Origin of the sequence: Shewanella sp. SW1 (genome assembly GCF_025653545.1) — a bacterium.
In the GTDB taxonomy this organism is placed as follows: domain Bacteria; phylum Pseudomonadota; class Gammaproteobacteria; order Enterobacterales; family Shewanellaceae; genus Shewanella; species Shewanella oncorhynchi.
On sequence record NZ_JAKKSG010000033.1, the window covers coordinates 1 to 25,484 of the forward strand.

The following is a 25,484-nucleotide window of genomic DNA, read 5'->3' on the forward strand; positions in this document are numbered from 1 at the left end:
ATCATCCTGAGTGAACTGGCGTGCGCGCAGGCAACCATTTAACGAGCCTGAGGATTCATTACGGTGCACCAAGCCAAACTCAAATAGTCGCAGTGGCAAATCTCTATGGCTATGTACACCGCGCTTAAACAGCAAAATATGGGCAGGACAAGACATAGGTTTTAAAACATATTCATCCATGTTTTCCTTTCCGCCACCGAAAAACATGTTCTCTGCAAACATGTCCATATGCCCAGACGTTTGCCATAAATCCTTCTTCATAAAAACAGGCGTGTTCACTTCCTCAAAACCATTTCGGCGATACACCCGCCTCATGTGCTCTTGAATGTCTCGGAATAACGCCCAGCCATTCGGGTGCCAAAAAATCATACCCGGCGCCTGTGGTTCAGAGTGAAATAGGTCAAGTTGTTCTGCAATTTCGCGATGTGTTTTCATCATTCTCTCCTAAGTAAAATCTGAGCGAAATACAAAACCAAGGTATAAAAAAACCCTCTGGCGATTTCGCTCAGAGGGTTTTTTTAAAGACGCAAAAAACTACCCCCCGAGAATTCTCGTGGTGGTAGTGGTGGTGTTAATTGCGCTTACGTATATTTTTTTCATGCGCCAGTAATAACAAATCATCCCTATCGCAGCAAGCATTTTGTTTATAAAAAAAATAAATGGCAGACAAAATAAACGGCCATCCATAATGAATTATTAGACCGTCGCGGCCAACCTCTTTTACTCACAGTAAAAGGCACAGTTGAAGCCTTTTATCGTTAAGCTTTAGCGCAAAGAGCTGGATCATAACAACGGCCAATTAATATTGGCCGTTTTGTTTGCCTATTCTACTTCTGCGGCTAAACCATAGGCCTGGTAAATCTGTTTTACACGGCCCGATGCAGCCATATCAAGCAGCGCCCGATTAAGTTCATCGAAAATAGCAGCATGGGTAGAGTTACGGGACATACCAAAATAATGTTCGATCCGATTCGACTGACGGTAATCGGCATAGCTAAAACGATCGTAACCGAGATGCTTGAAGGCATTCTCAATGGCGGCACGATCGAGCACCACCATAGTGTCGAAACGCCCCATGATAAACATGCGAGCCATGTTTTCATCATCGGTAGACTCAATTTTACGTAGCGCGGGATCCGTATTAAAACGCTCAAAATAAACTGTGCCCCGTTTAACCCCTACAGTAAGCTGATACAAATCCTCATAGGACTTAATCCGTCCTTCCTCGCCGGCTTTTACGAGAAACAAAATATCGCGAGTCTGAGTGCCGATAGGACCAAGAAACCGTACAAATGCCTCTCGCTCTTCGTCTCGTATCGTGCGCGGCACAATGTCGACCGTGCCTACCCGCAACTCATGAATGCTGCGTGCAAAAGGACACGCGCTCCATTCGACGCGATAACCGACCTTAGCCGCCGCTTCCTCAAGAATATCCTTTAACGGACTCGTCATAGTATTAGTTCGCTCATCAAGCACCATCTCAGGAGGACGATGCCGAAAATCGGCACGCAACACGTTAGAAAAAGTAGCCGATTGCACCTCAGCGGCGACAATGATGCCCGCGAAAAAACCACAACCAAGTACACACAAAATTGCGTAAACAGAAGGCAACGAAACAAGGATACTTTTAAAATACATAGAGATACCCGCAAATTTATATGCTGCATTTAGCATAACTCAAAAAATCGAAAACTAAAGTGCATAAAACATTAAAATAAATGGCCATCCATAATGAATCCTTAGACCGTCGCGGCCAACCTCTTTTACTCGCAGTAAAAGGCACAGTTGAAGCGTTTTATCGTTAAGATGTATGCGTACTGATAATATCGGTACGACTGTTGATGTAGTGGCTAACAAGATGTAATCACTACACTCAAAGACTCATTATTTTTGGCATAAAAGTACTAGCAGCTAACGGATATGTACTTAGCAAGTTATAATGACAATACTAAACAAGGATGTAATGATGAATTCGAATCAATTAATACTTATCGGGCTGGGTTTGGCGATTATCATTTTCGTGCCGCTACTCTTACGCATTTTCACTAATCTGCTTATCCCATCTTCAGATAATAACTATCGCTACCGTAAACAAGACGCCCTATTTTCCAGTGCTGAACGCTCCTTTCTCGGGATATTAGATCAAGCTGTAGGCGAACAATTCCGAGTTCTGGGCAAAGTGCGTATCGCCAACGTTATCACCCCAGAAAAAGGCATGAACCGCAAACACTGGCAAATTGCCTTTAATAGAATTTCAGCCAAGCACTTCGATTACTTACTCTGCGACAAAAACACACTTAAAGTTATCGCCGCCATCGAACTCGACGATAAAAGCCATAAGCAAACACGTACTCAGCAACGCGACCTCCTCATCGAGCAAGCCTGCGAAAGCGCCAAACTGCCATTAATCCGCTTCGATGCCAAACGCAGCTATCAGCTAGAGCTTATTCGCAGCACTATACATGCAGCCTTACCAGCAAAAACTCACGCATCTGAAGAGTCGCCACTCATACTGACCGCGGACTAAACACAAACTAAATCAATGAACACTACACATCCTGAGTTTAAGGATGTTAAGCTTGACTCGATTTTTTACCCTTATGCTGCTTTTTGAATTCATGTACATCATGTAAGCGGGCAGCGCTTACTCGTCTAACAGCGCTTGAGATTTAAAGCGGCCTTTCCCAAACGCACCTTTAATACTTGTCTTCACGATTGGCCTTGCGAGCAATTTCTTCAATAAAACAAAGCATAAGCTAGCTAATACTACTTAGCAGCTCATTCTACTCGGCGAGCAACACGTCAAGTAACATGATTTCACCACAGTTCAAAGTATCAGCATTATTCGGGCAATTTAAAAGCTGTGCTAAAAAATGCAAAAAGATGTGGCTTTACTGGCTTAAATTACAACGGACTCAATTTACTCATGGAAGTAAAGCAGCTTTGACTGGCTTACCTCCATATTATTGATTATTTAAAGATATATTTAACCAAAATATCTTACTCGCCGATTATTCGCCTGTTAATGACGATTAAAAAAACCTGTTTCAATAATCTTATCCGCAAAAACTTTATGCACGGCAGTCGTTGGATGAGTGATCCCCCAAAACAGATACTTATCAGAGCCATAATAGGCACAATCTTTTGTTAAGCTGTGTGACAACAAATAATCCTTACTACTATCTCTATTGATATCTAAGCAAGCATCTGTGACATTAACAAAACCATACTCTTTAGGGTTTTGAATAATTTCATCGAAGATAGAATGAGCATCAAACAACACTAGATCTATACCTTTTGCTTGATACAACAGAGCCTGCTGTTTAATAAAACCATTGAACTCTTCAATTTTTGATTTTATTTTTACAATGTTTTCTTGAGTAGAATACTTGAACTGTGGTGCGCGCGTAGCATCGGGCAATGTGAATAAAATAATATGCTGAGCCCCGCCTTCATCAACTAAACGCTTTAACCCATCACTTAAGTTCTGACTCACATCTTTAACCTCACGATCATAATTCATGAAATCATTAAGGCCAATTTCAAGTGTAAATAACGTATTTGCAGGCTGGTAATTTTCAGCCTTTTTTAAATAATGAAAATAGGATTGTATTTGATGACCTAAACCGGGAATAATCTTATATTCATCAATACCTGCGGCCCCGCCAACAGACCAATTATACAGAGGAATATTCTGCGATTTAGCTAAATATTCCGGCCATACAAATCCATTAGAAAAATGCCCTAAAAACCAAGAGTTAGTATTTGGAAATCGCCACTCAGAACCATTAAATAGATTTCCCGTATCAGACAAACTATCACCAAATGCGATAATTTTGTTAATTTTATTCCCTTGTTCCGCCTTATCTTGCGTCCAGATAGTCTGATTAAATGACAATTTTTCATTAGCAGCAAAGAAGGTAATGTCTGCGACTTCGTTGCTTGAAACCCCTAATGTATCGACACTCCGTTGCATGATTTCATCTTGTGACGTCTCTGTATAAAACATATTTTTACCCGAAAGCTTATGTCTCCAAGCGCCTTGAATAGAATAATATTCATCACTGTCATTTTGCTTTGCCCATCTATGTTCAGTTGCAGGATTATTATGCGTTTGATCTAATCTATACCAACAACGAATATAAGTATGACTGTGACCAGCTTCCAAATGGTTATCTGGACCATCTGTCTCATCTATATCATCTATCTCATCGATATCCGCAGTTCTAAGCGTTTCCAATATGCTAGTTTGGCTCTCCATATCATCCCTAAACGTTTCATTAGCAGCCCAAGCAGCTGAAAAAGGTAGGGTTAATGAAAAAAATAATAAAGCCTTATTCATACATTTCCTTAACAAAAATAAAATCAACACATATAAATTGGCCATAAAATTAAAATTGAGAAACCTAGTAATTCAATAGACTAATAAGTTTTTTCACAGCCAATATCAGAATAAATATTAAGTATGGGAGAATAATGATAAAAAACTCAAAAAAATATTATAATTAGTATGTTGACGCTTAAAACTGGTCCGATGAGGCAATATAAAATATCCTTACTACGGGTAGTTATTTACATGAAGTGCTTAATCTTGTTTAACACTTGTGTAGATCGGCAAGTTTAGTAAGGAAAAATATCAGAATCTAAAAACGCGACGCGACAAATGATGCCTATCAGATCTTTTCCCCAGAGTAACTTGTATACAAGTTGTTATTTAAAATACGTTTTTGTGATAAAGCGCATTGATTAAACCGTATAGAGCGGGTTAAAGTGTGACCACTCAGGAAAATGCAGGGCAAACTCGAACTCAATCATCGAGCACGCCATTTAGGGAAGAAGAAGCAAATCAGCAATGTGCGCCCAAACTCTAAGCAGACAAGTCTGCCACCACTTTCCAAAATAATAAGTACATTTGATTAGCGGGTTATGTCATCGGGTTAACTATTGACTCGCATTACTTCAGGGACGTAAATGACCGATTTCAGTAACAGTATGTTATCCCTAGCGATAATACTCTCCAGCATGTTTGCCATTGTGGGTGTCATGTATGGTTTGCTGAAATATCGCGATGCAACCGTAAAACTACCCGTCGATCGTGAGCAACTCACCCGTATTCCCGCTTATGGTCTTCAGCAACAAATACAAGATCTGCAGATGGACTTAATCGGCTGCATGATGATGGGACTATTGATTGTTTGCCTTCCATTTGCCGCCAGCAGCATCCAAGCGCATATCACAGTCGGAAAATTCCCTTGGTTGTTCGCCTTAACAGGTTTAATAGGAGTAATTTACTTCGGCATTAAAACCTGGAAACTCTTTTCCAAGCTCATCAAATTACGCCTCGGCCATACAGCAGAAATTGCCACAGCCAATGAGCTCATAGGCTTACAAGCATTGGGTTATCAAGTGTTTCACGATGTCCAAGCCGACGGCTTTAATATCGACCATCTTGTCGTAGGCAAAAATGGCGTATTTGCCATTGAAACCAAAGGCCGCCATAAACGGAACAAAGACCTACTCCAAACCAATGGAACTGGCCCAGGCTCTGGTAAAAAAGGCTATCAAGTATTTTACAAAGACGGGCGCTTAAACTTCCCCTCGTGGACAGAAACCAAACCCATAGAACAGGCTGAACGCCAAAGTAAGTGGGTCAGCCAATGGTTAACCAAGGCCACAGGAACACCAGTATCCTCAACCCCAGTACTCGTATTCCCCGGCTGGTATGTCACCTGCCAGACAAAGCCACCGTTCCCGATCGTTAACCACAAACAATTAGTCGGCACGATCCCGAAACTTAAAACTCAAGATCTTACCAAGCAACAAGTCGACTCCATCATCTACCAAGTCGCCCAAAGATGCCTAAGTAAAAGCGAGGTGGGGAAATGATCAAGAAACAATTTCGCCAACCAAATAATTAATATTTAAAAAGAAATTGAAGGAACACTTATGAGTACCCGAAACTTAGTTATAACTCAAGAAATGAGAGATACAATAACTATACATAGCTTTATTTATCACATACTTAAAACAGACATCGACACTGTTGAGTATCTAACAGCAGTAACTCTTACTAAAGATCAAACTAAATTCTTTCAGGATATGATTGCCGAGTCTTCCAGAGGCACAAAGTACAGATTTTCAGATAAAGCTAATGCTCCTCTATATACCCAATGTTTAGCGTTATTAAGTAATATACATGATGAGACTATGTTTCTCGATAAAAGTGAATCAATAGCCCATAATTTTAAAGCGACTCACGATAAAAGAATGGCTGACGGCATTGTAGTAGTTACCACGTTTAGTATGGTAGTTAATACGCAAACACATAATTTTGTTGCAATATTAAAACTAGATTATAAGCCTGTTTTACAACAAATTAGAGATAAATCCGACCCAACAAAAGTCACTTTCCAAGAAATCACTGATTCCTTGTTAGAAGATAAAGCTGCAATTCAGAAAAGAGCAATTGTAGATATAGGCCAATCCTTTAATTGGGATGTTATCGCAGTAGAAAGAGGTAAATCTGTCTCTAAACAGGATACTGATATAGCTATAGGCGAACATTTTAAAAACTTCTTAAGTGTTTCATTACTTGAAGATAATAGTGTTGTTACACGAAAAGCCATTACACATGCCTCTAAATGGGCCCAAAAACACGCTGAATTAATTTCATCAGAAGTAAAAGCACGCGTCATTAGCTTTTTAGATGCCCATAATGAGCAAAACATAAGCATGGACGACATACGTGATTTACTTTGTGAAAACACAAACCAAAACACTAAAGCAATGTTAATAAACAGCTTTAACTCCTATATGGATAATGTATCACTGAGTGGTGTACAATTTACATCCAAGGCAAATAGTATTCCCAAAAGTGAAAAACGGACCAAGGTAAAAACAAACAAAAATGTTATACTCCAGTGGGAAGGTGAAATGATTGCTTCAGGAATAACAAAGGAAATTAAAAATGGCCAAACGATTTTTACAATTGTTGCAGATAATGTAAATGATATCAGTTAAAAATCTTTGCACTCAGCTTAATTGTTTAGAAGAGTTATCAAACTGCATCAATGAGAGCATTGACAGCTATTATATTAAGGGCTTTGCATCTGATGAAGTTGAAGTTATGCTTCTTCAGCTGTGCGATGTACTAGATGACGTAAGCTATCAAAATTATTTCACTATCAACATTGACAGTGAACGAGTGCAATTTTCAGATATACAACGTTTATTCGATAATCATTGCGCCGAGTTCGAATTAACTTTTGATAAAAAGTCATTTATTCAATCTTTATATTCTGGCGCAGGTGACATTAACGAGATCTTGTACATTTCGGCAAATGCATTTGTTAACAAAAATAATGGACTAGGTTTAGAAAATTCATTACAACAAGGGCAGATAAATCACGAAAGAAACACTAGAATACATGTTAATGGATTAAAAACATCTTTTGGAGGATCTAGATTAGCGATTATTCCTGTTGAAGATCAACTACAAAGAGTAGATTGGTTTTCTGGTAGTAGCTTACCCAATACAGAAACTATCCACCAAAATGTTCATATTATTAATACAAATTCAGTCAAAATTAATCCCCAACAATTTGAATTATCTTGGGGTGATATTGATGGTAGTGATGCAAGACCATTTAGAAGAGCTTTTGCAAAACAACTTTTTGTTACTTTATGCACAAATTACTATACTGACGATAAAGTAGAGTTAAAAGGTGTTAAGCATATTCAAGCCAATATTTTAGAAACTGACACCGAAATTAGCTCTAAGATGCTAGCTGCACTATCGGACTGTGTAAAGTGGTGTTATAGCAAAGAGGATACTGCAGTTCCTTTACAATTACTTATCGATAGACTTTCCCTTGAATGTACAGAAAGTTTATTTGACCTTCCAGCATCTACCTTAATAAGTGCCTTATCACAAGCAAAGAGCAATTATAAGTTTGTTATAGCAAAAAAAAGCGATGAATACCGAAAAGAATTAAAAGAAATATATAAAGACATTAAAACTGTTACTGATAAATTTGCTGAAAAATCACTTTCATTAGCATCAGAGTCATTAAAATCATTACTAACTATTGGTTTCATCTTTACTGCAGGAACAATCTCAAAAGCAATAGTTAACAATCAATTACTGCACTCTAAAGAAGGACAGTTACTTTTTAAAATTGTAGGGATTTATTTAGTTTTCAGTTTTTTAATTAGGTGGCTTAATTCGAGTGCTGATTTAAAAGTATCAGAACAGGCACTAAAAAGTTGGTCAAAAAAGTTACACGATCATATTTCTAGCCAGGAGATAGTTGATCTGATAAAAAAACAAACCTTCTGGTCTAAGATGTTTTATTGGTTTTCTCTCGCAATAGTGACTGCATTTCAAGTGAGTATTGCATACGTATTGTTTAATTCAGCTAGTACACTATTCATATTAGGGCTTTAATAACATAACAGTAACAATCTGAGTATTACTTAATAATTTAGAGAACACTAACTCACCACTAGCTATGTGTGCCACAATATAGTTTAGTGATTACAACTAAAAATAAAGATTTCGATGTGCAACTGGAATACCTATTTTATGTACTGCTGTAATTAACAGAGAAAGTAGTATTAATTTTATGCTGGAGCTCGATAAAATAACAAAAATCATTACAGCCGAACTCAATTGCTCGAAATAATTTATCAAGAGATGCCTCGTAGCCCCAGACACATAAATAAGCAACAATGATCCCCACAAATAACCAAGCAGACATAAGTACATAAGCCATAACACCTGATGAATTGGATATTGGTGCTTCAATTCCTTTTAAAAATGTATAAGTAAAACAAGCCCATAAAATACCGACCAACCATTTAAGTGCGCTTACTCTCGAGCGAGCACGATCTTCAAAAGGTTTAACAGATTTCTTTAGAAGTTCAATGGACTCTACACTGGAAAAGCTACGTTCCCCTAAGTGCTTCACTATAAAAGCTATAGTTTGTTGCGAAACACCATAGTCGCCATACATGCTTGGCATAGCAAAGACGACTAAAAAAAATGGTGAAATCATAGCGAGTAGTAAAATCCCTATTGCAGCATCAGTGTTAGCTATACCTAAAGTATTTATCAACCATGCCCCAAGTATCATAAATATAAACGATAAAAATGCCCAGACTGATGCATCTTTTATTTTTTCATTTATTCCCATTTGTAAAAATTTTGTAGGGAGCCAAAGTAGTCGTTTTATATAACTAAATAAATGAATATCACTGTCTATTTCTGACACAATGTGAGCTTCAACCGACCTCACTAATATGAGTGCCTCTGTAAATATTTGCATAATATTAAAACAAACCTCTTGATACTTTGTTATCCATTATAATATATAAAACACCCAGTTCAGCATAAACATGGGAAATAAAATACTGTTTTATAATAACTTTAACTTTTAGTTAATCATACTCAAAAATTAGAGCAAGCATTACTCATCATTCAACGGTTACACCAGATTAGGCATTGTTGCACCAGTGACCTTCTAAAACATGGATGTTTTAGTAGAGCCTACAAGGATGTATCTACGGCGAGTCACTGGTGTAACAGTGCGAAAGCCTGCGGCAGGCAATTGGGAAATGCCTTTGCCAAAAGCCATAATAAAGCTATTTCGCAGCACTAAATTCATCCGAAATAACATTCAAATCATTAATCACAGATATAAAGAATCGAACACTCATTTAAGATGAATGGCACAATTTAGCCCTTCTAAAGTAGAATGTTATGATTGAGGTGATAAGATACTGAGTCATGATCTTTCTATTCTAAAAGGTAAAATATTGTGAAAATGAGATATCAAGAAGGTGATATTTTTATTATTCCTACAGAGGGTAAATTTGCCATCTGCCAAATTGTTTTTGCCCCAAAAGGGAAGTTTAAGCAAGTCATAGGTTTCTGCGTCCTATTTCTACAGGATAATAAAGTTTTTAAAAGTGATGACGTACTTCGCCCTCTTCCTATCATGGATATGGGGAAAGAGATGAAAGTTATATTTACTGGGAATCAAAATGTAAAAAATGGTTCTTGGGAGATAATTGGACATGCAGACCTGACCGAAGATAAAGACGAGTTAAGGATCTTTAATTACGCAGGAGGGTTATATAAGGGAGAGGAAGAAATTAAACGAATCCCTGTCTCTGAGTATAATAACTATATCTCAATGGAGGTGTATGGTTTCGAGCTTGTTAATAGCTTATTGGCAAACCTGTAACACCTCCGTTTTATCAGCCAGCGTCTCGTATTTGGGAAATGTCAGAACAAGCATAACTCTGTACTAAACCGTTACACCAGAACAGGCATTGTTGCACCAGTGACCTTCTAACACATGGGTCTTTTAGTAGAGCCTACAAGGACGCTAATATTTAAATCTTTGGCGGAGTGTCACTGATGTAGCGAATATAAGAGAATGCGGAAGCCTGCGGCAGGCAATAAAAAAGCGACCTTTCGGTCGCTTTTTGATGCTTCAAATTCGCTGAAGCCAACTACACCATAATTGCGTTGCTGGCGAAGCTAATGCAAGGCGGATTGAAAGCTTTCGCGCGGAGTTGACTGCTGTCAAACTCTCTATTTCGAGCTATGCGAAAGCCTCATTCAACACCGCAGTAGCTAGCCTAAGCAGCAATTATTACTCGTAGTCTGATAATGGTGCACACGAACACATTAGGTTGCGGTCGCCATAGACATCGTCGATACGATTCACGGTTGGCCAGAACTTATTCGTGCGTACTGCTGCACTTGGGAACACGGCCACTTCGCGGCTGTATGGACGCGTATCAAACTCTGGGTCCATGATATCAGCCATAGTGTGCGGTGCGTTGTGCAGCGGGTTGTTGTCCACTGGCCATTCACCTGATTCCACTTTGGCGATTTCGGCGCGGATTGACACCATAGCGTCGATAAAGCGGTCCAGTTCAACCTTAGACTCAGATTCGGTTGGCTCAATCATCAGCGTGCCCGCAACAGGGAAGCTCATGGTTGGCGCGTGGAAACCGTAGTCGTTCAGACGCTTAGCGATATCCATTTCGGTCACGCCTGAGGCTTCTTTCAGTGGGCGTAGGTCGATAATACATTCGTGCGCCACGCGATCGTTACGGCCACGGAACAATACTGGGTAGTGTTCAGACAGCTTCTTCATCACATAATTTGCGTTTAACAGCGCAGTTTGGGTCGACTTTTTCAGGCCTTGTGAACCTAACAGCTTAATGTACATCCAGCTGATCGGCAGAATGCCCGCGCTACCGTAAGGTGCGGCAGATACGGCACCGTTGTTATCGCTTTCGCGGCCTGGTTTCACTACAACGTGACCCGCGACGAACGGCGCTAAGTGGGCTTTCACGCCGATTGGGCCCATACCTGGACCACCACCGCCGTGTGGAATAGCGAAGGTTTTATGCAAGTTAAGGTGTGATACGTCGGCACCGATAAAGCCAGGAGACGTTAAGCCAACCTGCGCGTTCATGTTAGCGCCGTCTAAGTACACTTGACCGCCGTGCTGATGCACTATGTCGCAGATTTCGCGGATAGATTCTTCATACACACCGTGGGTCGATGGGTAAGTGATCATGATGCAAGACAGGTTTTCAGCCACTTCGGCGGCTTTGGTCTTCAGATCATCTAAATCGACGTTACCTTGCTTGTCACAGGCAGTAACTATCACTTGCATACCGGCTAATTGCGCCGATGCAGGGTTAGTACCGTGGGCAGATTGCGGGATCAAACAGATGTTTCTGTGCGCATCGCCGCGTGACTCATGGTATTTCTTGATGGCTAACAGGCCAGCGTATTCACCTTGAGCGCCTGAGTTTGGTTGGATACACACAGCGTCGTAGCCTGTGATGTTCACTAACCAAGTCGACAACTCTTCAATCAACTGAGTAAAGCCTTTGGCTTGATCCAGTGGGCTGAATGGGTGCATGTTGGCAAATTCTGGCCAGCTTACGGGTAGCATTTCAACCGCTGCGTTCAACTTCATGGTGCAAGAGCCCAGTGAAATCATCGAGTAGTTAAGTGCTAAGTCTTTGCTTTCGAGACGTTTGATATAACGCATCATCTCGGTTTCGCTTTGATAGCGATTGAAGGTTGGGTGGCTTAAAATCGCATCTTGGCGCACGAGTGCCGCCGGAATCGATTGGCTACCTTGGCTAACTATTTGCGCGTCTAACGCGGCAACATCTAAACCATGGCCAGCACCTAAGATCACATCGAACAAGGCTTCGATATCGGTGCGCAACGTAGTTTCGTCTAAGCTCACGCCCACAATACCATCGGCATCGAAACGTAGATTCATTTCAGCAGCCAGTGCGCGTGCATTGACGGCAGCAACATCTAAGCCTTTGATGCTAACAGTATCAAACCAAGTGCTGTTGACTAAGTTCACGCCCTTCGCTTTTAAGCCTGTCGCTAAAATATCGGCGAAACGGTGAATGCGTGATGCAATTGTTTTCAGACCATCTGGACCGTGGAATACGGCGTAGAAAGACGCCATGTTCGCTAACAGAATTTGCGCAGTACAAATGTTGGAGTTAGCTTTTTCGCGGCGGATATGTTGCTCACGGGTTTGCATCGCCATACGCAGGGCGCGGTTACCACGGGCGTCCTTTGACACACCAATGATACGGCCAGGCATAGAGCGTTTGTGCTCGTCACGGGCAACGAAGAAGGCCGCGTGTGGACCACCAAAGCCCATTGGCACGCCAAAACGCTGGGCACTACCGAAGACCACATCGGCACCCATGGCTCCCGGTGATTTCAGTAACACTAACGCCATAATGTCGGCGGCAACGGTCACAACTACGTTTTTAGCGCGTAGTGTGGCGAATAATTCGCTGAAGTCAGTGATTTGACCGAAACGGTTAGTATATTGGAACAAAGCACCAAACAGCTCATGGTTAACGGCCTCAGATGCAGGGCCAACCACCACTTCAAAACCAAAACACTCAGCGCGGGTTTTCACTACGTCTAAGGTTTGCGGGAACACATCATCGGCAACGAAGAAGATATTGGCTTTTTTCGCTTTAGAAACGCGCTTTGCCAGCGCCATTGCTTCGGCAGCAGCAGTTGCTTCATCTAATAAAGAAGCAGAAGCCAAATCTAAACCCGTTAAGTCCATCGACACTTGTTGGAAGTTTAGAATGGCTTCTAAACGGCCTTGGGCGATTTCTGGCTGATATGGCGTGTAAGCCGTGTACCAACCTGGGTTTTCAAATACGTTACGCAGGATCACGTTTGGCACTTGAGTGCCGTAGTAACCCATGCCGATATAGCTCTTAAATACTTGGTTTTGTTTCGCTAAACCACGAATGTAAGCAATGCCTTCGGCTTCGCCGCAGGAATCACCAATGCTCAGATCTTGGCTTAAACGGATCGACTCAGGCACAATTTGCGCGGTCAGATCGTCCAGAGACTCAGCACCAACATAGTTCAGCATGGCTTGCTGTTGGCTGCTATCTGGGCCGATATGACGACGTAGGAATAAATCGTGCTGTTCTAACTGAGTGAGGGTTTGCTTGGTCATGATAAACCTTGTTCCAGATTTGCCGAAATTCAGAACTGTAGGGTACTGATTAACGGACTGTTGTTATGTCAATCTTGCGCTAAAACAAACGAAGCCCCTTAGGGCTTCGTTAGCGTCGACGATTATTCTTCGTCGATAACAGCTTGGTAGCCTTCAGCATCCAGCAGGGCGTCAACTTCTGATTCGTCAGAAGGCATTACGCGGAAGAACCAGCCTTCGCCGTAAGCACTGCTGTTAACGAGTTCTGGCGAATCTTCCAGCGCTTCGTTCACGGCAATCACTTCGCCAGAAATAGGGGCATAAATGTCAGACGCCGCTTTTACTGATTCAGCTACAGCACAGTCTTCACCCGCAGTCACAGTGTCGCCAACTTCTGGGAGTTCAACGAAAACCATGTCACCTAACAGCTCTTGGGCGTGCTCAGTGATACCTACTGTGTAGCTACCGTCTTCTTCCTTGCGGATCCATTCGTGTGAAGAGGCGTATTTCAGTTCTGTCGGAATATTGCTCATTGTTCTTGTTCCTTGTTCCGTTTTTTTAAAATGCTTGTTTACCGTTGCGCACAAAGTTTGGCGCCACTACTCTAACAGCCACACGTTTTTTACGCATTTCGACTTCCGCAGTATCCCCAATAGAACTAGGAACACGTGCCATCGCAATAGAATAGCCCAATGTTGGCGAGAAAGTCCCGCTGGTGATCACGCCTTGTTGCTCTACACCGGCTGCGTCAGTGAAAAATACTGGCATATCATGGCGTAACACGCCCTTTTCTTCCATCACTAGACCAACAAGTTTGCTGGTTCCGGCATCGCGAAGTGTTTCTAGGGCTTTACGGCCGATGAAGTCACGGTCGTTTGGTTCCCATGCAATAGTCCAGCCCATGTTGGCGGCCAATGGGTTGATGGTTTCGTCCATGTCTAAGCCGTAAAGGTTCATACCGGCTTCGAGACGCAGCGTGTCACGGGCACCGAGACCACAAGGTTTAACCCCTTGATCTAACAATGCTTGCCACAAGGCTTGGGCTTCATCTTCTGGGACGATAATTTCGTAGCCCGCTTCGCCTGTGTAACCCGTAGTCGCAATAAACAGTGAGCCTGCTTGCTTACCGAAGAAAGGTTTCATGCCTTCGATGGCGGTGTTTTGCTCGGCACTGAACACCGCAGCGGCTTTCGCTTTTGCGTTAGGACCTTGAACGGCAATCATCGCCAGCTCAGGACGCTCAGTCACAGTGACATCAAAACCTTGGGATTGCTTGGCGATCCAAGCGAGATCTTTTTCGCGGGTCGCTGAGTTCACTACCACGCGGTAGTTAGTGTCAGTGAGGTAATAAGTGATAAGGTCGTCGATGATACCGGCATTGTCATCTAACATACCGCTGTATAAGGCTTTACCTGGCACTTTAAGTCTAGCCACATCGTTCGCCAGCAACTTACGTAGAAATGCACCAGCGTCGCTACCTATCACATCAACCACAGTCATGTGGGATACGTCGAACATACCCGCGTCTTGACGCACAGCGTTGTGTTCTTCGATTTGTGAACCATAGTTGAGGGGCATATCCCAACCGTGGAAGTCGACCATCTTAGCGTTTGATTCTAAGTGCTTGTTAAACAGAATAGTTTTGTTAGCCATTGTTATCCCTTTTTGCGGCCTTTTTCAGGTCTCTGCCTAGTGTAGGGTGTAGATACTAGGGTCTAAAATGCGGCGAAATTATACCTTGCGTCACAAATTTGTATACAGGAGATTTTTCTAATCCGAAGCCATTGTCATTAGATTTTCTCATCTTCAACATGTAATTTTTTTACATGCGAAGGCCAGATTTGCGCAGCTTGCAGCCAAACTGCTGATATTGTCAGCAATTCTGATCACATTAGCGCAACCTAGGCTAACGGCACAACTTAGGCAGTGCCGACTTATTGCCCATGGCCTGTTGTATGAACACTGTTTTCAGCCCAGCGACATTATCAACGAGATTTAAGCCCAGATCGCGAATCGCCTTTTTGACTGGGTTTGAACCTTCGAATAAGCGTTTAAAGCCCTCCATCGCCGCGATCATCTCCATTGCATCGGCTTTGCGCCAACGTTCAAGTGCACGCAGCTGCGCATAATCGCCGATATCTTTACCCGCTTGCTGTAATTCGCTGATCACTTCGATAATGCTGGCCGCATCTAAAAAGCCAAGGTTCACCCCTTGGCCAGCCAGCGGATGAATAGTATGGGCAGCATCGCCTGCTAATACTAAACGGTGACGGGCAAAATGGCGGGCGTAGCGCATCCGTAATGGGAAAGCTTGGCGCTCGCTTTCCAGCTTGCAAATCCCTAAACGTCCGTCGAAAGCCGCGGTTAAGTTGCGCTCGAATTGCACTTTATCCATTGCCAATAATTCAGTGGCGCGCTCGGGCGGCACCGACCAAACGATGGAGCAGAGATTGTCTTCATACAGAGGTAAAAATGCTAGCGGGCCGTCCTGCAAAAACACTTGGCGGGCGGTGGCAAGGTGTGGCATTTCGGTACGAATAGTTGCGACGATTGCGTGATGGCCGTAATCCCAAAAGGTCAGCGGGATCTTGCATTGCTCGCGCACCCAAGAGTTGGCGCCATCGGCGGCTATCACAAGTGCAGCACTGACACTTTCTATTTCAGAATCGACGCCATTGGCAAGTGTCAACCAAGCTTCGCGCTCACCAAAGGCAATGCGCTCTATGCGTTGGTTTTGAATATGGGTGATATTGTCAAACTCACTGGCGCGTTTGGCGAGGGCAAAGCTAATGGCATCGTTTTCGATAATCGCGCCGAGACTGGTTTCGCTGATGCTGTTGGCATCAAAGGCAATTTTACCGAAACCGTCTTTATCCCACACCGCCATTTTTTGATAAGGCGTGGCGCGGGAAGTGTCTAAATAACTCCATGCCCCTAAGTTTTCTAACAAGCGCTGGCTCGCCTTATTGATGGCGCTCACCCGTAAACGTGGCTCGCCGCTCACGGCCTCAGTGTGGCCCGCATCGATAACGACGACATTCAGATCGGCCTGCGCCAATCCAATCGCGGTGGCGAGTCCCACCATGCCGCCACCCACAATGGCGATGTCATAGGCTTGTGAACTTAACATGGGTACATCCTTTTCGCGTTGCGATACCAGTAAATTGCTGAGTTATTTCCAGCCCATTGCCTTTTGAGCGACGGGGGTTTTCAGTGGCGGAAACCAAGACAAAAGCCTTAATCCTAAGTTACGACCCAGCGCCATCGGCCAATATTGGTTTGAAAAGCCACGGACTAAAAATTCGATATTTCGGATAGTGCTGTTTCTGTCGTGCTCGCGGGCATTAAGGTACGCATGGGTCACAGCGGCGGAGCCAATATCGTCACCCTGCGCGAGCGCCGTTTGGATTACCTCGAGCAAACTCACCACATCCCTCAACCCTAAGTTAAACCCTTGCCCCGCAATCGGATGCAGTGTCTGCGCCGCATTGCCGATAAACACACATCTGTGATGAATTGGCCTTGGCATATAAGACAAATTAAGCGGATACGCATGGCGCGCGCTGACATCGATAAACGTGCCCGCACGATAACCAAAGGCCTGTTGCAGCGCCGCTAAAAACTCGGCCTTAGGCGCGTCTTGCATCTGTTTAGCCCGAGCATCATCTAGCGCCCACACGAGAGATAAGCGAGGTTGACCTTGAATATCGGCCATAGGCAATAACGCTAAGGGACCTGTTTGAGTAAAGCGCTCATAGGCCAAATGTTGATGCGGCTTGTCGGTTTGAATATTGGCAATAATCGCGGTTTGCTCGAAGGCCACTTGGGTCACGGGCAAAGCAAAACTGCTGCGCACTTTGGATTGCAGACCATCGGCGGCGACCACGAGTTTTGCTTGAAGGCGATCGCCCGTGTCGAGCACTAAGGTGTGGCCTTCTATGGCGGGTTCCACTTGGGCAAGCTTGGCGGGGCAATAGAGTTTTACCTCGCTCTTGTTCAACTCGTTAAACAGCACTTGGCCAACTCGTTCAAGCTCAACCACTTGGCCTAGGGCATCTAAATGAAACTGCGCGGCATTGAGCTCTGTCATGCCAAAGTGGCCGCGATCCGATACATGGATATTTTCAATCGCCGTGCCCAAATGGGCGAGCTTTGGCCAGAGACCTAAACGGGATAATTCGAAAATAGAGCCGTGGGCGATAGCGATGGAGCGAGCATCGAATCCGGGGTGTTGTTTATCGGGAAGATGCGCCTCGATTAAGGCGATGGAAAGTGGCTTAGCTGCGGATAAAGAAAGACGCGCGAGAGCCAACGCGAGCGTCGCCCCCGCCATCGCACCGCCTACAATCGCGATGTCGACGTGTTGAACTGAAGTATCCATGTGATTTGTGGCCGTCATGGGGATCTCATTCAAGCTTTGGCATGGCACTAAAGCATGTAAACATAAGAGATGTAAACATCAGTGCTATGCACTCAAAAACACCAGTGCTATGGATTCAAAGGCAGGTTTGCCCGCCTTTGATATCAAATGAAGCCACTACTGCGTTAACTTATTGAACATTAAACAACTGCGGTAAATTAATGTACAACCGCAGTATCGTCAGCCTCACCATGGGGAAGCTCAGGACCAAACTCCGAGTAACACATGATGGCTGCAATACGTACAAACTCGAGTAATTCAGTGTAAGCGGCTTCGGATTCTTCATCGTCGGCAACATCAAATTCCACTTGGGCAATTTCCGCCAAGTCTTTGATCACTTCACGTACTTCTGCCGAGGCTTGATTCAGTTTCGGCTGAATAATCGCCATGCCAGTCAAAAAACTCTGGGTCCACAGGGACAAGGCTTCAACACGTTGGCTGAGCGGCTCTTCTTCTTCGGGCAACAGCGGCATGAAACCAAATTCAAAATCCACTAAACGCGTCACTGAATCGTTAAACAAATCACACACTAATTGGTGCAACTGCGCTGGCAAAGGTTGACCATCGTTCATCAGGTCGAATAAAGGCTTGATCCAAGTGTCGCCAGTTTGCTCTACACCACCGCAGATTAAACCGACTAAAGCACCGTGAACTTCTACCGGATGCTGGCCGATTTCAGCCGCATCTAAGGCGAGTTTTAAGCTGTCGATACGTAACGAAGGAGGGGTTGCCATATCAGATCCCAATAAGATTTTTCCAGCAGCAATGCTAGCAGAGATAAAGACTTGAACCAATACTGAATCCCAATAATGGCGAAATCGGCCACGCCCTGATAAAAAACTATCCAACTGCTCACACAAACAGCAAACAAAACCGTCAAAGACCAATCCATTTGCGGCTTACCTTGCACTTTTAAGATCAGCCCTATATAGTCCGCCCTAAGAGGCTAACGAAAGGATCACCCGCGACATGAGTAACAGTGCTGTTGAAATTACCCTACTTGGGCGCACCTACTCTATCGCTTGCCCGAAAGGTCAAGAGGATGCCTTACGTACGGTAGCGTTGGGAGTTGAACAACAACTCAGTGCGTTAAAAACCCGAACCAATAGCCTAAGCCGTGAAGAAATTGCGATCATGGCGGCGCTGAATATTGGACACGAGTTGTTCCAAGAAAAGCAAAAAAATAAGCACTACATGCAACAGATGGACGACAGGATCAGCTTGCTGCAGTCGACCCTCGAAAGTGCCTTAGTTGAGCGTTCAACTAAATAGATTTAAACTGTGCACCTTAGTGATTTAACACTCATTGAGTTAAACCAACTGACGCACAGTGAATGGCTAAACTGGCTTATTTAAATAAACCAATGCTTTAGCGATTCAATACCGTTTTGCTCCCTGGGATGCATGCCAACTGGTAATGTCCCTGTGCCGATAATTTTTATCTCAGGGTGAATGCTTTACTGACATTGTGCATGCTCGGCTTGTACCGAGAAGCCTTAGGAGGTAATCATTTACCCGCCTTGAACCTACGGTTCAAGGGCTACACCGGTAGCGGCATTCTGGGGAGCATCTTAATTCTATGTCTACATCTTCCAAACTTTCTCATTTGAATCCCCAAAGCGACACGGCGCAACTTGCCGTAGAAGTCGCTGATGCCGTAGATGTCACAAACTATGCGGCAAATATCGCACTCCATACAAAAGAAAGCCGCAATCTGTTACGCAAAGCCATTCGCACCGCCCGTAAATCTCTCTCCGAAATAGAACAAACCCAAGCAAGTTTAAACGCCTGCCAGCGAATGCTCGATGCATTGCAGGCCAACAAAGCGCAACATGTAGCATTATATCTCACCCACGATGGCGAACTCGCCACGCCACCGCTGATCGCTGCGCTGTGGCAAATGGGCATAAACACCTATCTGCCTAGGTTACATCCCTTCAATGCCGGACAATTATTATTCCTGCATTACACCGCAGACACCCCCATGCAACCCAATCAATTCGGCATCTTAGAACCTAAATTAGATGTGCGCGCCATTATCCCAGTGACAGAGTTAGATATTGTTATCACACCCTTAGTGGCTTTTGATTTAATGGGAAATCGTATGGGCATGGGCGGCGGCTATTACGATAGGACACTGGCGAACTGGCAGCTTAAAGGTAAACCTTTGCCTATGGGTTACGCCCACGACTGTCAGCAAGTGACAAATTTACCCTGCGAGTATTGGGATGTGCCTTTACCGTTCATCATCACCCCAAGTCGGGTACTGACGTTTTAAAAGAAGGATCTAGAAGCTAGGGCGCTTCGCTGCTAGAAAAAGCAGAGCGTCGCTCCATAACTGCTCCTGCACTCTTTCTATTAAAGAATTCTACCTCCTGCATCTGACCACTATGGAGGGTGAAAATGTCATATTTGGTATGAAAAAAAATAGATCATGCAGTCGTTCGCTCCTTCTAGAATCTAGAGCCATGCAGTGGCGTTCTAGAGCCTTCTCTACCTTAAATGCCGGCCACCATCAACATTATGGCAACGACCGGTGACGTAGCGGCTATTCAGAAGATATTCCACTAAATCGATAATTTCCTCATTTCCCGCCTCTTTCGGCAACAGCGCTTTGGCTAATGTTTTTTGCTGATAGGCAACATCATCTCCTGCATTAAATAGGATCATCGCAGGCGCAATCGAATTCACTTTGACCTCGGGCGCAAATTTGGCGGCAAAGGATAGCGTCATATTGTGCAGCGCGGCTTTACTGGCGGCATAGGCGATATGCTTCTGACTGCCCTTCTCTGCCACATAGTCAGTAATATGAATCACATCACTGCCGCCGATTTCATCGCCAGCAGCCGCACGTAGCTGCGCCTCTAAGGCCAAGTTCAACTGATAGGGTACGCTCACATGCACTTGCATCATGCGCTGCAGCACTTGGCTCGGCGCAAAAGTGGTACTCTTTAAAGGCTCATTCTTTGTAAGAACGGTATCCGGCAGCCAATCTGAGGCATTGTGAATAATGGCGCGAATTTGCGGCAATTTAGCTAACTCATTAATTAAGGATCGCACTTGGGCATCGTCATAAAAATCACAGGGATACAGAGTCGCACCTAAAGCGTTAAGCTCATCGATGCTAGCGTAATGGCTGCGATAAGTACCAATCACACGCTGACCTTGGGCGAGAAAATGTTTAGCTAAGGCGTAACCTATGCGTTTACCCACGCCTGTGATTATGATGGGAGATGTCATACCTATCCTTTTGAGTCGTTATTGGTCAGGTTTTACCTTGTTCGCTTAAAAATCAGCAATCAAGTTAAACTGATGAATAACCAAGATGTTACTGCACTCATTTGAATTTAACCTAACAAAAAGCCAAATGAGATGCTGATCCGTTCTACAATCGCTTCGATCTAAAACCCTTTCTTCTGCGTATAGGGTAGAAGAGAACCAAGCTTAAGTACTCAAGCCAAGAGCTTAGACCAAGTATTGTGATCAAGTCATCAGAGGTAATACCGATGGAACTGCGGATTTTTTACGATGGAAATTGTCCATTATGTAGCGCCGAGATGCGCCAACTGAAAGCGCGCGATCCGAAGAACTTGATTGCGCTTGAGGATTTAAATGCGCCAGACTTTAGTGAACGCTTCAGCCATATCAATAAAGACTATGCAAATACGATTCTCCATGGCGAAACCGCAACGGGCGAAGTGTTACTCGGGTTAGATGTCACCTGTAAAGCGTGGGCACTGACAGGAACACGCACTTGGATCCAACTATTACGCCTGCCCGTGATAAAAACTGTCGCCGATTGGACTTACCTGCGCTTTGCTAAACACAGATACCGCATCTCCTATTTACTGACGGGTAAAGCCCGCTGCGATGATAACTGCCAAATTCCCACTAAGCGCCGCTGATCGACTGAATTCGCTTGGAAAAATGTAAAACCCAGGCATAAAAAAACGGAGCTCATTGCTCCGTTTTTAATTCGTCATAATCTAAAAAGATTATCCGAAATATTATTTAACGAAATCAACGCCTAGTTTGATATCGCCTTTCAGCGTATCTAACATAGAATCACGAGCGTTAGCTTCGAATGCACTCACTTCACCGTAAGGCAGTACTTTTTCAATACCATTTTTGCCTAACAGCACAGGTTGTGCGAAGAATTCTGCATGCTCGCTGCCGCCGTCAACATAGGCGCATTCAACGATGTTAGCTTCGCCTTGCAGACCACGAACCAGAGACAGACCAAAACGGCAAGCCGCTTGACCCATAGACAGAGTCGCGCTACCGCCACCGGCTTTAGCTTCAACCACTTCTGTACCCGCGTTTTGGATGCGAGTCGTCAAACTTGCCACTTCTTCGTCAGTGAAAGTCGCGCCTTCAACTTGAGACAGTAATGGCAGAATGGTCACGCCGCTGTGGCCGCCGATCACATTAACTTTAACGTCAGCAACGTTCAGGCCTTTTAATTCGGCGATGAAAGTTTCAGAACGGATCACGTCTAGAGTCGTGATACCGAACAGACGGTTTTTATCGTAAACACCCGCTTTTTTCATCACTTCTGCAGCGATAGCCACAGTCGTGTTAACTGGGTTAGTGATAATGCCAACCAAAGCCGTAGGGCAAGTTGCCGCTACTTTTTCGATCAGGTTGCGAACGATACCGGCATTGATATTGAACAGATCTGAACGATCCATACCAGGCTTACGTGCAACACCAGCAGAAATTAGAACAACGTCAGCACCCACTAGGGCAGGCGTTGGATCTTCACCAGCAAAACCTTTGATTTCAACAGCAGTTGGAATGTGGCTCAAGTCAACCGCAACACCCGGAGTTACCGGTGCGATATCATATAGAGACAATTGTGAACCCGCAGGCAATTGAGTTTTTAACAGTAGGGCAAGAGCCTGGCCGATACCACCAGCAGCACCAAGTACAGCAACTTTCATAGTTATCTCCGTTATTTCTCGGATATGTGTGACATGGATCTAATTTGCGTTGGCGTCACATTACTGGAATGTCACAACAATTTCAATTATCCCTTAGTCGTGGGACAAAAGAATTCCGGAATAACGCAGAAGCAATGTAGAACAATTACTCAAATTGGGATTTTTACGCCCCCTACAAACACTTAACCACTGAGAGCTAGTGAATTTTTATTCAACCAATCTGGTTATTTGTTGACAATTTTTCTAAAAATATTCAAAATGGGCCTGTTTTTTTGAATAACGAATAATAATATTATGCAAACGACCAAGAATCAGGATGACCTTGTTAGAATTTTTAAGTCGATTTTAAAAGAAGAGCGCTTTGGCTCTCAGAGTGAAATCGTCACCGCCTTGCAAGCTGAAGGCTTTGGTAATATTAACCAATCAAAAGTGTCACGCATGCTCAGCAAGTTCGGCGCAGTGCGGACTCGCAACGCTAAGCAAGAGATGGTGTATTGCTTACCAGCCGAATTAGGCGTACCCACCGCGGGTAGCCCGCTGAAGAATTTGGTACTCGACGTCGATCACAACCAAGCTATGATCGTCGTGCGAACTAGCCCAGGTGCCGCGCAGCTGATTGCCCGTTTATTGGATTCTATCGGTAAACCAGAAGGCATTTTGGGTACGATTGCCGGTGACGACACTATCTTTATTTGCCCATCGAGCATCCAAGATATCGCCGATACCTTAGAAACCATCAAATCTTTATTCAATTACGCAGAATAAAAAAACAGGTCAGTGAGCTGACCTGTTCTATTTTATCTGTACATTTTGAAGTGCAATACCGCGCTGGTTATTTGGCCATTGTCCCGATTACGTTACACATTCAAGCACAATATCTAACTCACAATATCTAACTCAACTATAACGATATCAGTAAGCCACACTGATGCGCTGGTTTGGGTGAGCGCCCTTTTCGGCTTCATCTATCATGGCTTTTGCGTAATCTGTAACAGAAATGCGGCTGCGACCATTGGCATCGGTAAAGAAGCTGTCGCCACCAAGACGGTACGGGCCTTCACTCTCACCGGGATAAATCTCAGCCGCTGGGCTCACAAAGGTCCAATTGATTGCCGTTTGCGCCGCACGGAATACCTGCAAAGCTTCACCCTGAGCTAACGCCTCATCTTTATATGCTACGGGGAAATCTGGGCTAGAGACCAGCGTCACACCCGGCGCTACTTCTAAACTCCCAGCACCACCGACCCACAATAAACGTGGCACGTTAGCGTTAGGCAGTACATCCAGTAAATGCTGAACCGTACTCGCCACTAGACCATGATTTTGTTGGGCGCGGCCACCAACGGCGGCAATCACGACATCTACGCCAGCAAAAGTATCGGCGACCAATGGCTGCTCTAAATCCACGGCACGTACTGCCACGTCAGCCACGGATAACTTGCTTGGATCACGCACTAACGCTGTCACTTGATGTCCACGACTCTGTGCTTCTTTTAAAATTGCACCACCAATCCAACCCGTTGCACCTAAAATTGCGATTTTCATTTCATTGTCTCACTCAGATGATTTACATTGGATCCAGTTTACTTGCAGTTTTTCACCTAATAAACATCAATAATTGAGCATGATTGTTTCAATATAGGATACTAATGTGGATAAAATTGCCGCGATACGCAGTTTCGTCGAAGTCGCAAACTGTGGCAGCTTTACCAAAGCTGCCGAACATTTAGACCTCAGCCGCCTGCAGGTTTCCCGTCATATACAAGAAGTGGAGCAGTGGTTGAGTTTACGCTTATTACACCGCACCACGCGCAGCGCCAGCTTGACTTTGCAGGGTGAGGAAGCGCTACAATTTTGCCAGCGGATCTTAAGTGAAGTTGCTGCCATGGAGAGCCGTGCCCACAGCCATAACAGTGAACTGGTAGGCAGTATTCGTATCGCTACGCCTATTGGCCTTGGGCAGCACAGTCTGTTTGATGTCGTCGATCGCTTTATTAAAATTCATCCTAAGGTCAACATTCAACTGGTGATGTCGGACAGTTTTGCGCAATTGGTAGATGAGCGAGTCGACGTGGCGCTACGTTATACTGAGCAGCCCGATGAGAATCTCATAGCTCGGCGTTTGATGACCATAGATGCGGTACTTTGCGCGGCGCCGAGCTATCTTGATAGCGCAACGCCACTCCTCGAACCCATTGATCTGTTGGCCCACAACTGCCTCATACACTCGGCGCAACAAAACTGGCCTTTTCTAAAAGAACTGCAAGCTGAGCACGTCAAAGTTTCAGGGAATCTTAGGGCTAACGATATGGGCGTGCTGGTGAGTGCAGCGCTACGTGGACATGGCATAGTGCGGTTACCCTGTGACTTGGCTAACCAATACCTTGCCAGTGGTCAGCTCAAAGAAGTCTTACCCGAATTTACGACACCAGGCCAAACCCTGTGGGCGGTATATTTGTCCCGCAGTTATCAGCAAAATCTAGTGCGCGCCTTTATCGATTTCACCGCCCTGCAATGGCAGCTCGATATCAAAAAATGGGTTCCCGCGCATTAGCATAAAAAAACGCACTTAGGCGTTAGCTTAAGTGCGTC

Annotated in this window: 23 protein-coding genes, 1 other RNA gene and 2 pseudogenes; 13 read left to right on the top strand and 13 right to left on the bottom strand. The window is 44.3% G+C overall.

What is annotated here, in order from left to right; genetic code table 11:
- A partial coding sequence (locus L5M71_RS21675) for an aminoacyl--tRNA ligase-related protein (protein ID WP_317630060.1) occupies positions 1-435 on the bottom strand: 435 nt, incomplete at its 3' end.
- A 258-nt stretch (positions 436-693) separates the two neighbouring features.
- Here L5M71_RS21675 and L5M71_RS21680 point away from each other — a divergent pair.
- A pseudogene (locus L5M71_RS21680) lies at positions 694-762 on the top strand (DUF3297 domain-containing protein); the annotation flags it as partial.
- Between the two features lie 60 nt (positions 763-822).
- Here L5M71_RS21680 and L5M71_RS21685 read toward each other — a convergent pair.
- On the bottom strand, positions 823-1,638 hold the full coding sequence (locus tag L5M71_RS21685) for a substrate-binding periplasmic protein (protein WP_263209722.1): 816 nt from the start codon (positions 1,636-1,638) through the stop codon (positions 823-825).
- An 86-nt stretch (positions 1,639-1,724) separates the two neighbouring features.
- Between L5M71_RS21685 and L5M71_RS21690 the strand changes: the two are divergent.
- A pseudogene (locus L5M71_RS21690) lies at positions 1,725-1,805 on the top strand (DUF3297 domain-containing protein); the annotation flags it as partial.
- Positions 1,806-1,966: 161 nt separating this feature from the next.
- Positions 1,967-2,527, top strand: a complete 561-nt coding sequence (locus L5M71_RS21695; RefSeq protein ID WP_263209724.1) for a DUF2726 domain-containing protein — start codon at positions 1,967-1,969, stop codon at positions 2,525-2,527.
- Positions 2,528-3,022: 495 nt separating this feature from the next.
- Here L5M71_RS21695 and L5M71_RS21700 read toward each other — a convergent pair whose 3' ends face one another.
- A complete protein-coding gene (locus L5M71_RS21700; RefSeq protein WP_263209726.1) occupies positions 3,023-4,342 on the bottom strand; it encodes an SGNH/GDSL hydrolase family protein in 1,320 nt (439 codons plus the stop codon).
- Positions 4,343-4,971: 629 nt separating this feature from the next.
- Here L5M71_RS21700 and L5M71_RS21705 point away from each other — a divergent pair.
- Genes L5M71_RS21705 through L5M71_RS21715 form a run of 3 tightly spaced genes read left to right on the top strand, consistent with a single transcriptional unit; the run spans position 4,972 to position 8,446 of the window.
- The gene (locus tag L5M71_RS21705) at positions 4,972-5,886 is read left to right on the top strand and encodes a nuclease-related domain-containing protein (RefSeq protein ID WP_263209728.1); all 915 of its coding nucleotides are present in this window, start codon (positions 4,972-4,974) and stop codon (positions 5,884-5,886) included.
- A gap of 60 nt (positions 5,887-5,946) precedes the next feature.
- On the top strand, positions 5,947-7,020 hold the full coding sequence (locus L5M71_RS21710; protein ID WP_263209731.1) for a nucleoid-associated protein: 1,074 nt from the start codon (positions 5,947-5,949) through the stop codon (positions 7,018-7,020).
- Positions 7,007-8,446, top strand: coding sequence for a hypothetical protein (locus L5M71_RS21715; RefSeq protein WP_263209734.1), 1,440 nt, complete (start codon positions 7,007-7,009; stop codon positions 8,444-8,446). The genes L5M71_RS21710 and L5M71_RS21715 overlap by 14 nt, the downstream gene beginning before the upstream one ends.
- Positions 8,447-8,582: 136 nt before the next feature.
- Here L5M71_RS21715 and L5M71_RS21720 read toward each other — a convergent pair whose 3' ends face one another.
- Complete coding sequence (locus tag L5M71_RS21720; RefSeq protein ID WP_263209736.1) at positions 8,583-9,326, bottom strand: hypothetical protein; 744 nt, start codon at positions 9,324-9,326, stop codon at positions 8,583-8,585.
- 498 nt (positions 9,327-9,824) lie between these two features.
- Between L5M71_RS21720 and L5M71_RS21725 the strand changes: the two genes are divergently transcribed.
- Positions 9,825-10,247: an immunity 26/phosphotriesterase HocA family protein gene (locus tag L5M71_RS21725; protein WP_263209765.1), complete on the top strand. Its 423-nt coding sequence runs from the start codon at positions 9,825-9,827 to the stop codon at positions 10,245-10,247.
- Positions 10,248-10,661: 414 nt separating this feature from the next.
- On the opposite strand, the gene gcvP is transcribed toward L5M71_RS21725, so the two are convergent.
- The 6 genes from gcvP to L5M71_RS21755 form a co-directional block, all read right to left on the bottom strand.
- Entirely contained in the window at positions 10,662-13,550 is a 2,889-nt protein-coding gene (gene gcvP / locus L5M71_RS21730) for an aminomethyl-transferring glycine dehydrogenase (RefSeq protein ID WP_263209738.1), read from the bottom strand.
- A 122-nt stretch (positions 13,551-13,672) separates the two neighbouring features.
- Complete coding sequence (gene gcvH / locus L5M71_RS21735; protein ID WP_011845766.1) at positions 13,673-14,062, bottom strand: glycine cleavage system protein GcvH; 390 nt, start codon at positions 14,060-14,062, stop codon at positions 13,673-13,675.
- Positions 14,063-14,087: 25 nt separating this feature from the next.
- Entirely contained in the window at positions 14,088-15,182 is a 1,095-nt protein-coding gene (gene gcvT, locus L5M71_RS21740) for a glycine cleavage system aminomethyltransferase GcvT (RefSeq protein ID WP_263209740.1), read from the bottom strand.
- Between the two features lie 253 nt (positions 15,183-15,435).
- On the bottom strand, positions 15,436-16,659 hold the full coding sequence (locus L5M71_RS21745; protein ID WP_263209742.1) for an FAD-dependent monooxygenase: 1,224 nt from the start codon (positions 16,657-16,659) through the stop codon (positions 15,436-15,438).
- Between the two features lie 42 nt (positions 16,660-16,701).
- Entirely contained in the window at positions 16,702-17,928 is a 1,227-nt protein-coding gene (gene ubiH, locus L5M71_RS21750) for a 2-octaprenyl-6-methoxyphenyl hydroxylase (protein ID WP_263209744.1), read from the bottom strand.
- Positions 17,929-18,107: 179 nt separating this feature from the next.
- Complete coding sequence (locus L5M71_RS21755; protein WP_105252998.1) at positions 18,108-18,683, bottom strand: UPF0149 family protein; 576 nt, start codon at positions 18,681-18,683, stop codon at positions 18,108-18,110.
- Between the two features lie 235 nt (positions 18,684-18,918).
- On the opposite strand from L5M71_RS21755, the gene L5M71_RS21760 reads away from it, so the two are divergent.
- The 3 genes from L5M71_RS21760 to L5M71_RS21770 all read left to right on the top strand — a co-directional run bounded on the left by L5M71_RS21760 (position 18,919) and on the right by L5M71_RS21770 (position 20,227).
- On the top strand, positions 18,919-19,221 hold the full coding sequence (locus tag L5M71_RS21760) for a cell division protein ZapA (RefSeq protein ID WP_105250206.1): 303 nt from the start codon (positions 18,919-18,921) through the stop codon (positions 19,219-19,221).
- 117 nt (positions 19,222-19,338) lie between these two features.
- A non-coding RNA gene (gene ssrS / locus L5M71_RS21765) (6S RNA) lies at positions 19,339-19,519 on the top strand.
- Positions 19,520-19,528: 9 nt separating this feature from the next.
- On the top strand, positions 19,529-20,227 hold the full coding sequence (locus tag L5M71_RS21770) for a 5-formyltetrahydrofolate cyclo-ligase (RefSeq protein WP_263209746.1): 699 nt from the start codon (positions 19,529-19,531) through the stop codon (positions 20,225-20,227).
- 215 nt (positions 20,228-20,442) lie between these two features.
- Here the strand turns inward: L5M71_RS21770 and folM are convergent, their stop codons facing one another.
- Positions 20,443-21,189 (bottom strand): dihydromonapterin reductase, encoded by a 747-nt coding sequence (gene folM / locus L5M71_RS21775; protein ID WP_263209748.1) that lies wholly within the window; start codon positions 21,187-21,189, stop codon positions 20,443-20,445.
- A 266-nt stretch (positions 21,190-21,455) separates the two neighbouring features.
- Between folM and L5M71_RS21780 the strand changes: the two genes are divergently transcribed.
- Positions 21,456-21,854 carry a thiol-disulfide oxidoreductase DCC family protein gene (locus L5M71_RS21780; RefSeq protein WP_263209751.1) on the top strand — a complete coding sequence of 133 codons (399 nt, stop codon included), beginning with the start codon at positions 21,456-21,458 and terminating at the stop codon, positions 21,852-21,854.
- A gap of 102 nt (positions 21,855-21,956) precedes the next feature.
- Here L5M71_RS21780 and mdh read toward each other — a convergent pair whose 3' ends face one another.
- A complete protein-coding gene (gene mdh, locus L5M71_RS21785) occupies positions 21,957-22,892 on the bottom strand; it encodes a malate dehydrogenase (protein ID WP_105250210.1) in 936 nt (311 codons plus the stop codon).
- 294 nt (positions 22,893-23,186) lie between these two features.
- On the opposite strand from mdh, the gene argR reads away from it, so the two are divergent.
- On the top strand, positions 23,187-23,657 hold the full coding sequence (argR, locus tag L5M71_RS21790; RefSeq protein ID WP_006080175.1) for a transcriptional regulator ArgR: 471 nt from the start codon (positions 23,187-23,189) through the stop codon (positions 23,655-23,657).
- Between the two features lie 147 nt (positions 23,658-23,804).
- Here the strand turns inward: argR and L5M71_RS21795 are convergent, their stop codons facing one another.
- Positions 23,805-24,437 (bottom strand): NAD(P)-dependent oxidoreductase, encoded by a 633-nt coding sequence (locus tag L5M71_RS21795; protein WP_263209753.1) that lies wholly within the window; start codon positions 24,435-24,437, stop codon positions 23,805-23,807.
- A 106-nt stretch (positions 24,438-24,543) separates the two neighbouring features.
- On the opposite strand from L5M71_RS21795, the gene L5M71_RS21800 reads away from it, so the two are divergent.
- Positions 24,544-25,446, top strand: coding sequence for a LysR family transcriptional regulator (locus L5M71_RS21800; RefSeq protein ID WP_263209755.1), 903 nt, complete (start codon positions 24,544-24,546; stop codon positions 25,444-25,446).
- Positions 25,447-25,484 lie beyond the last annotated feature (38 nt).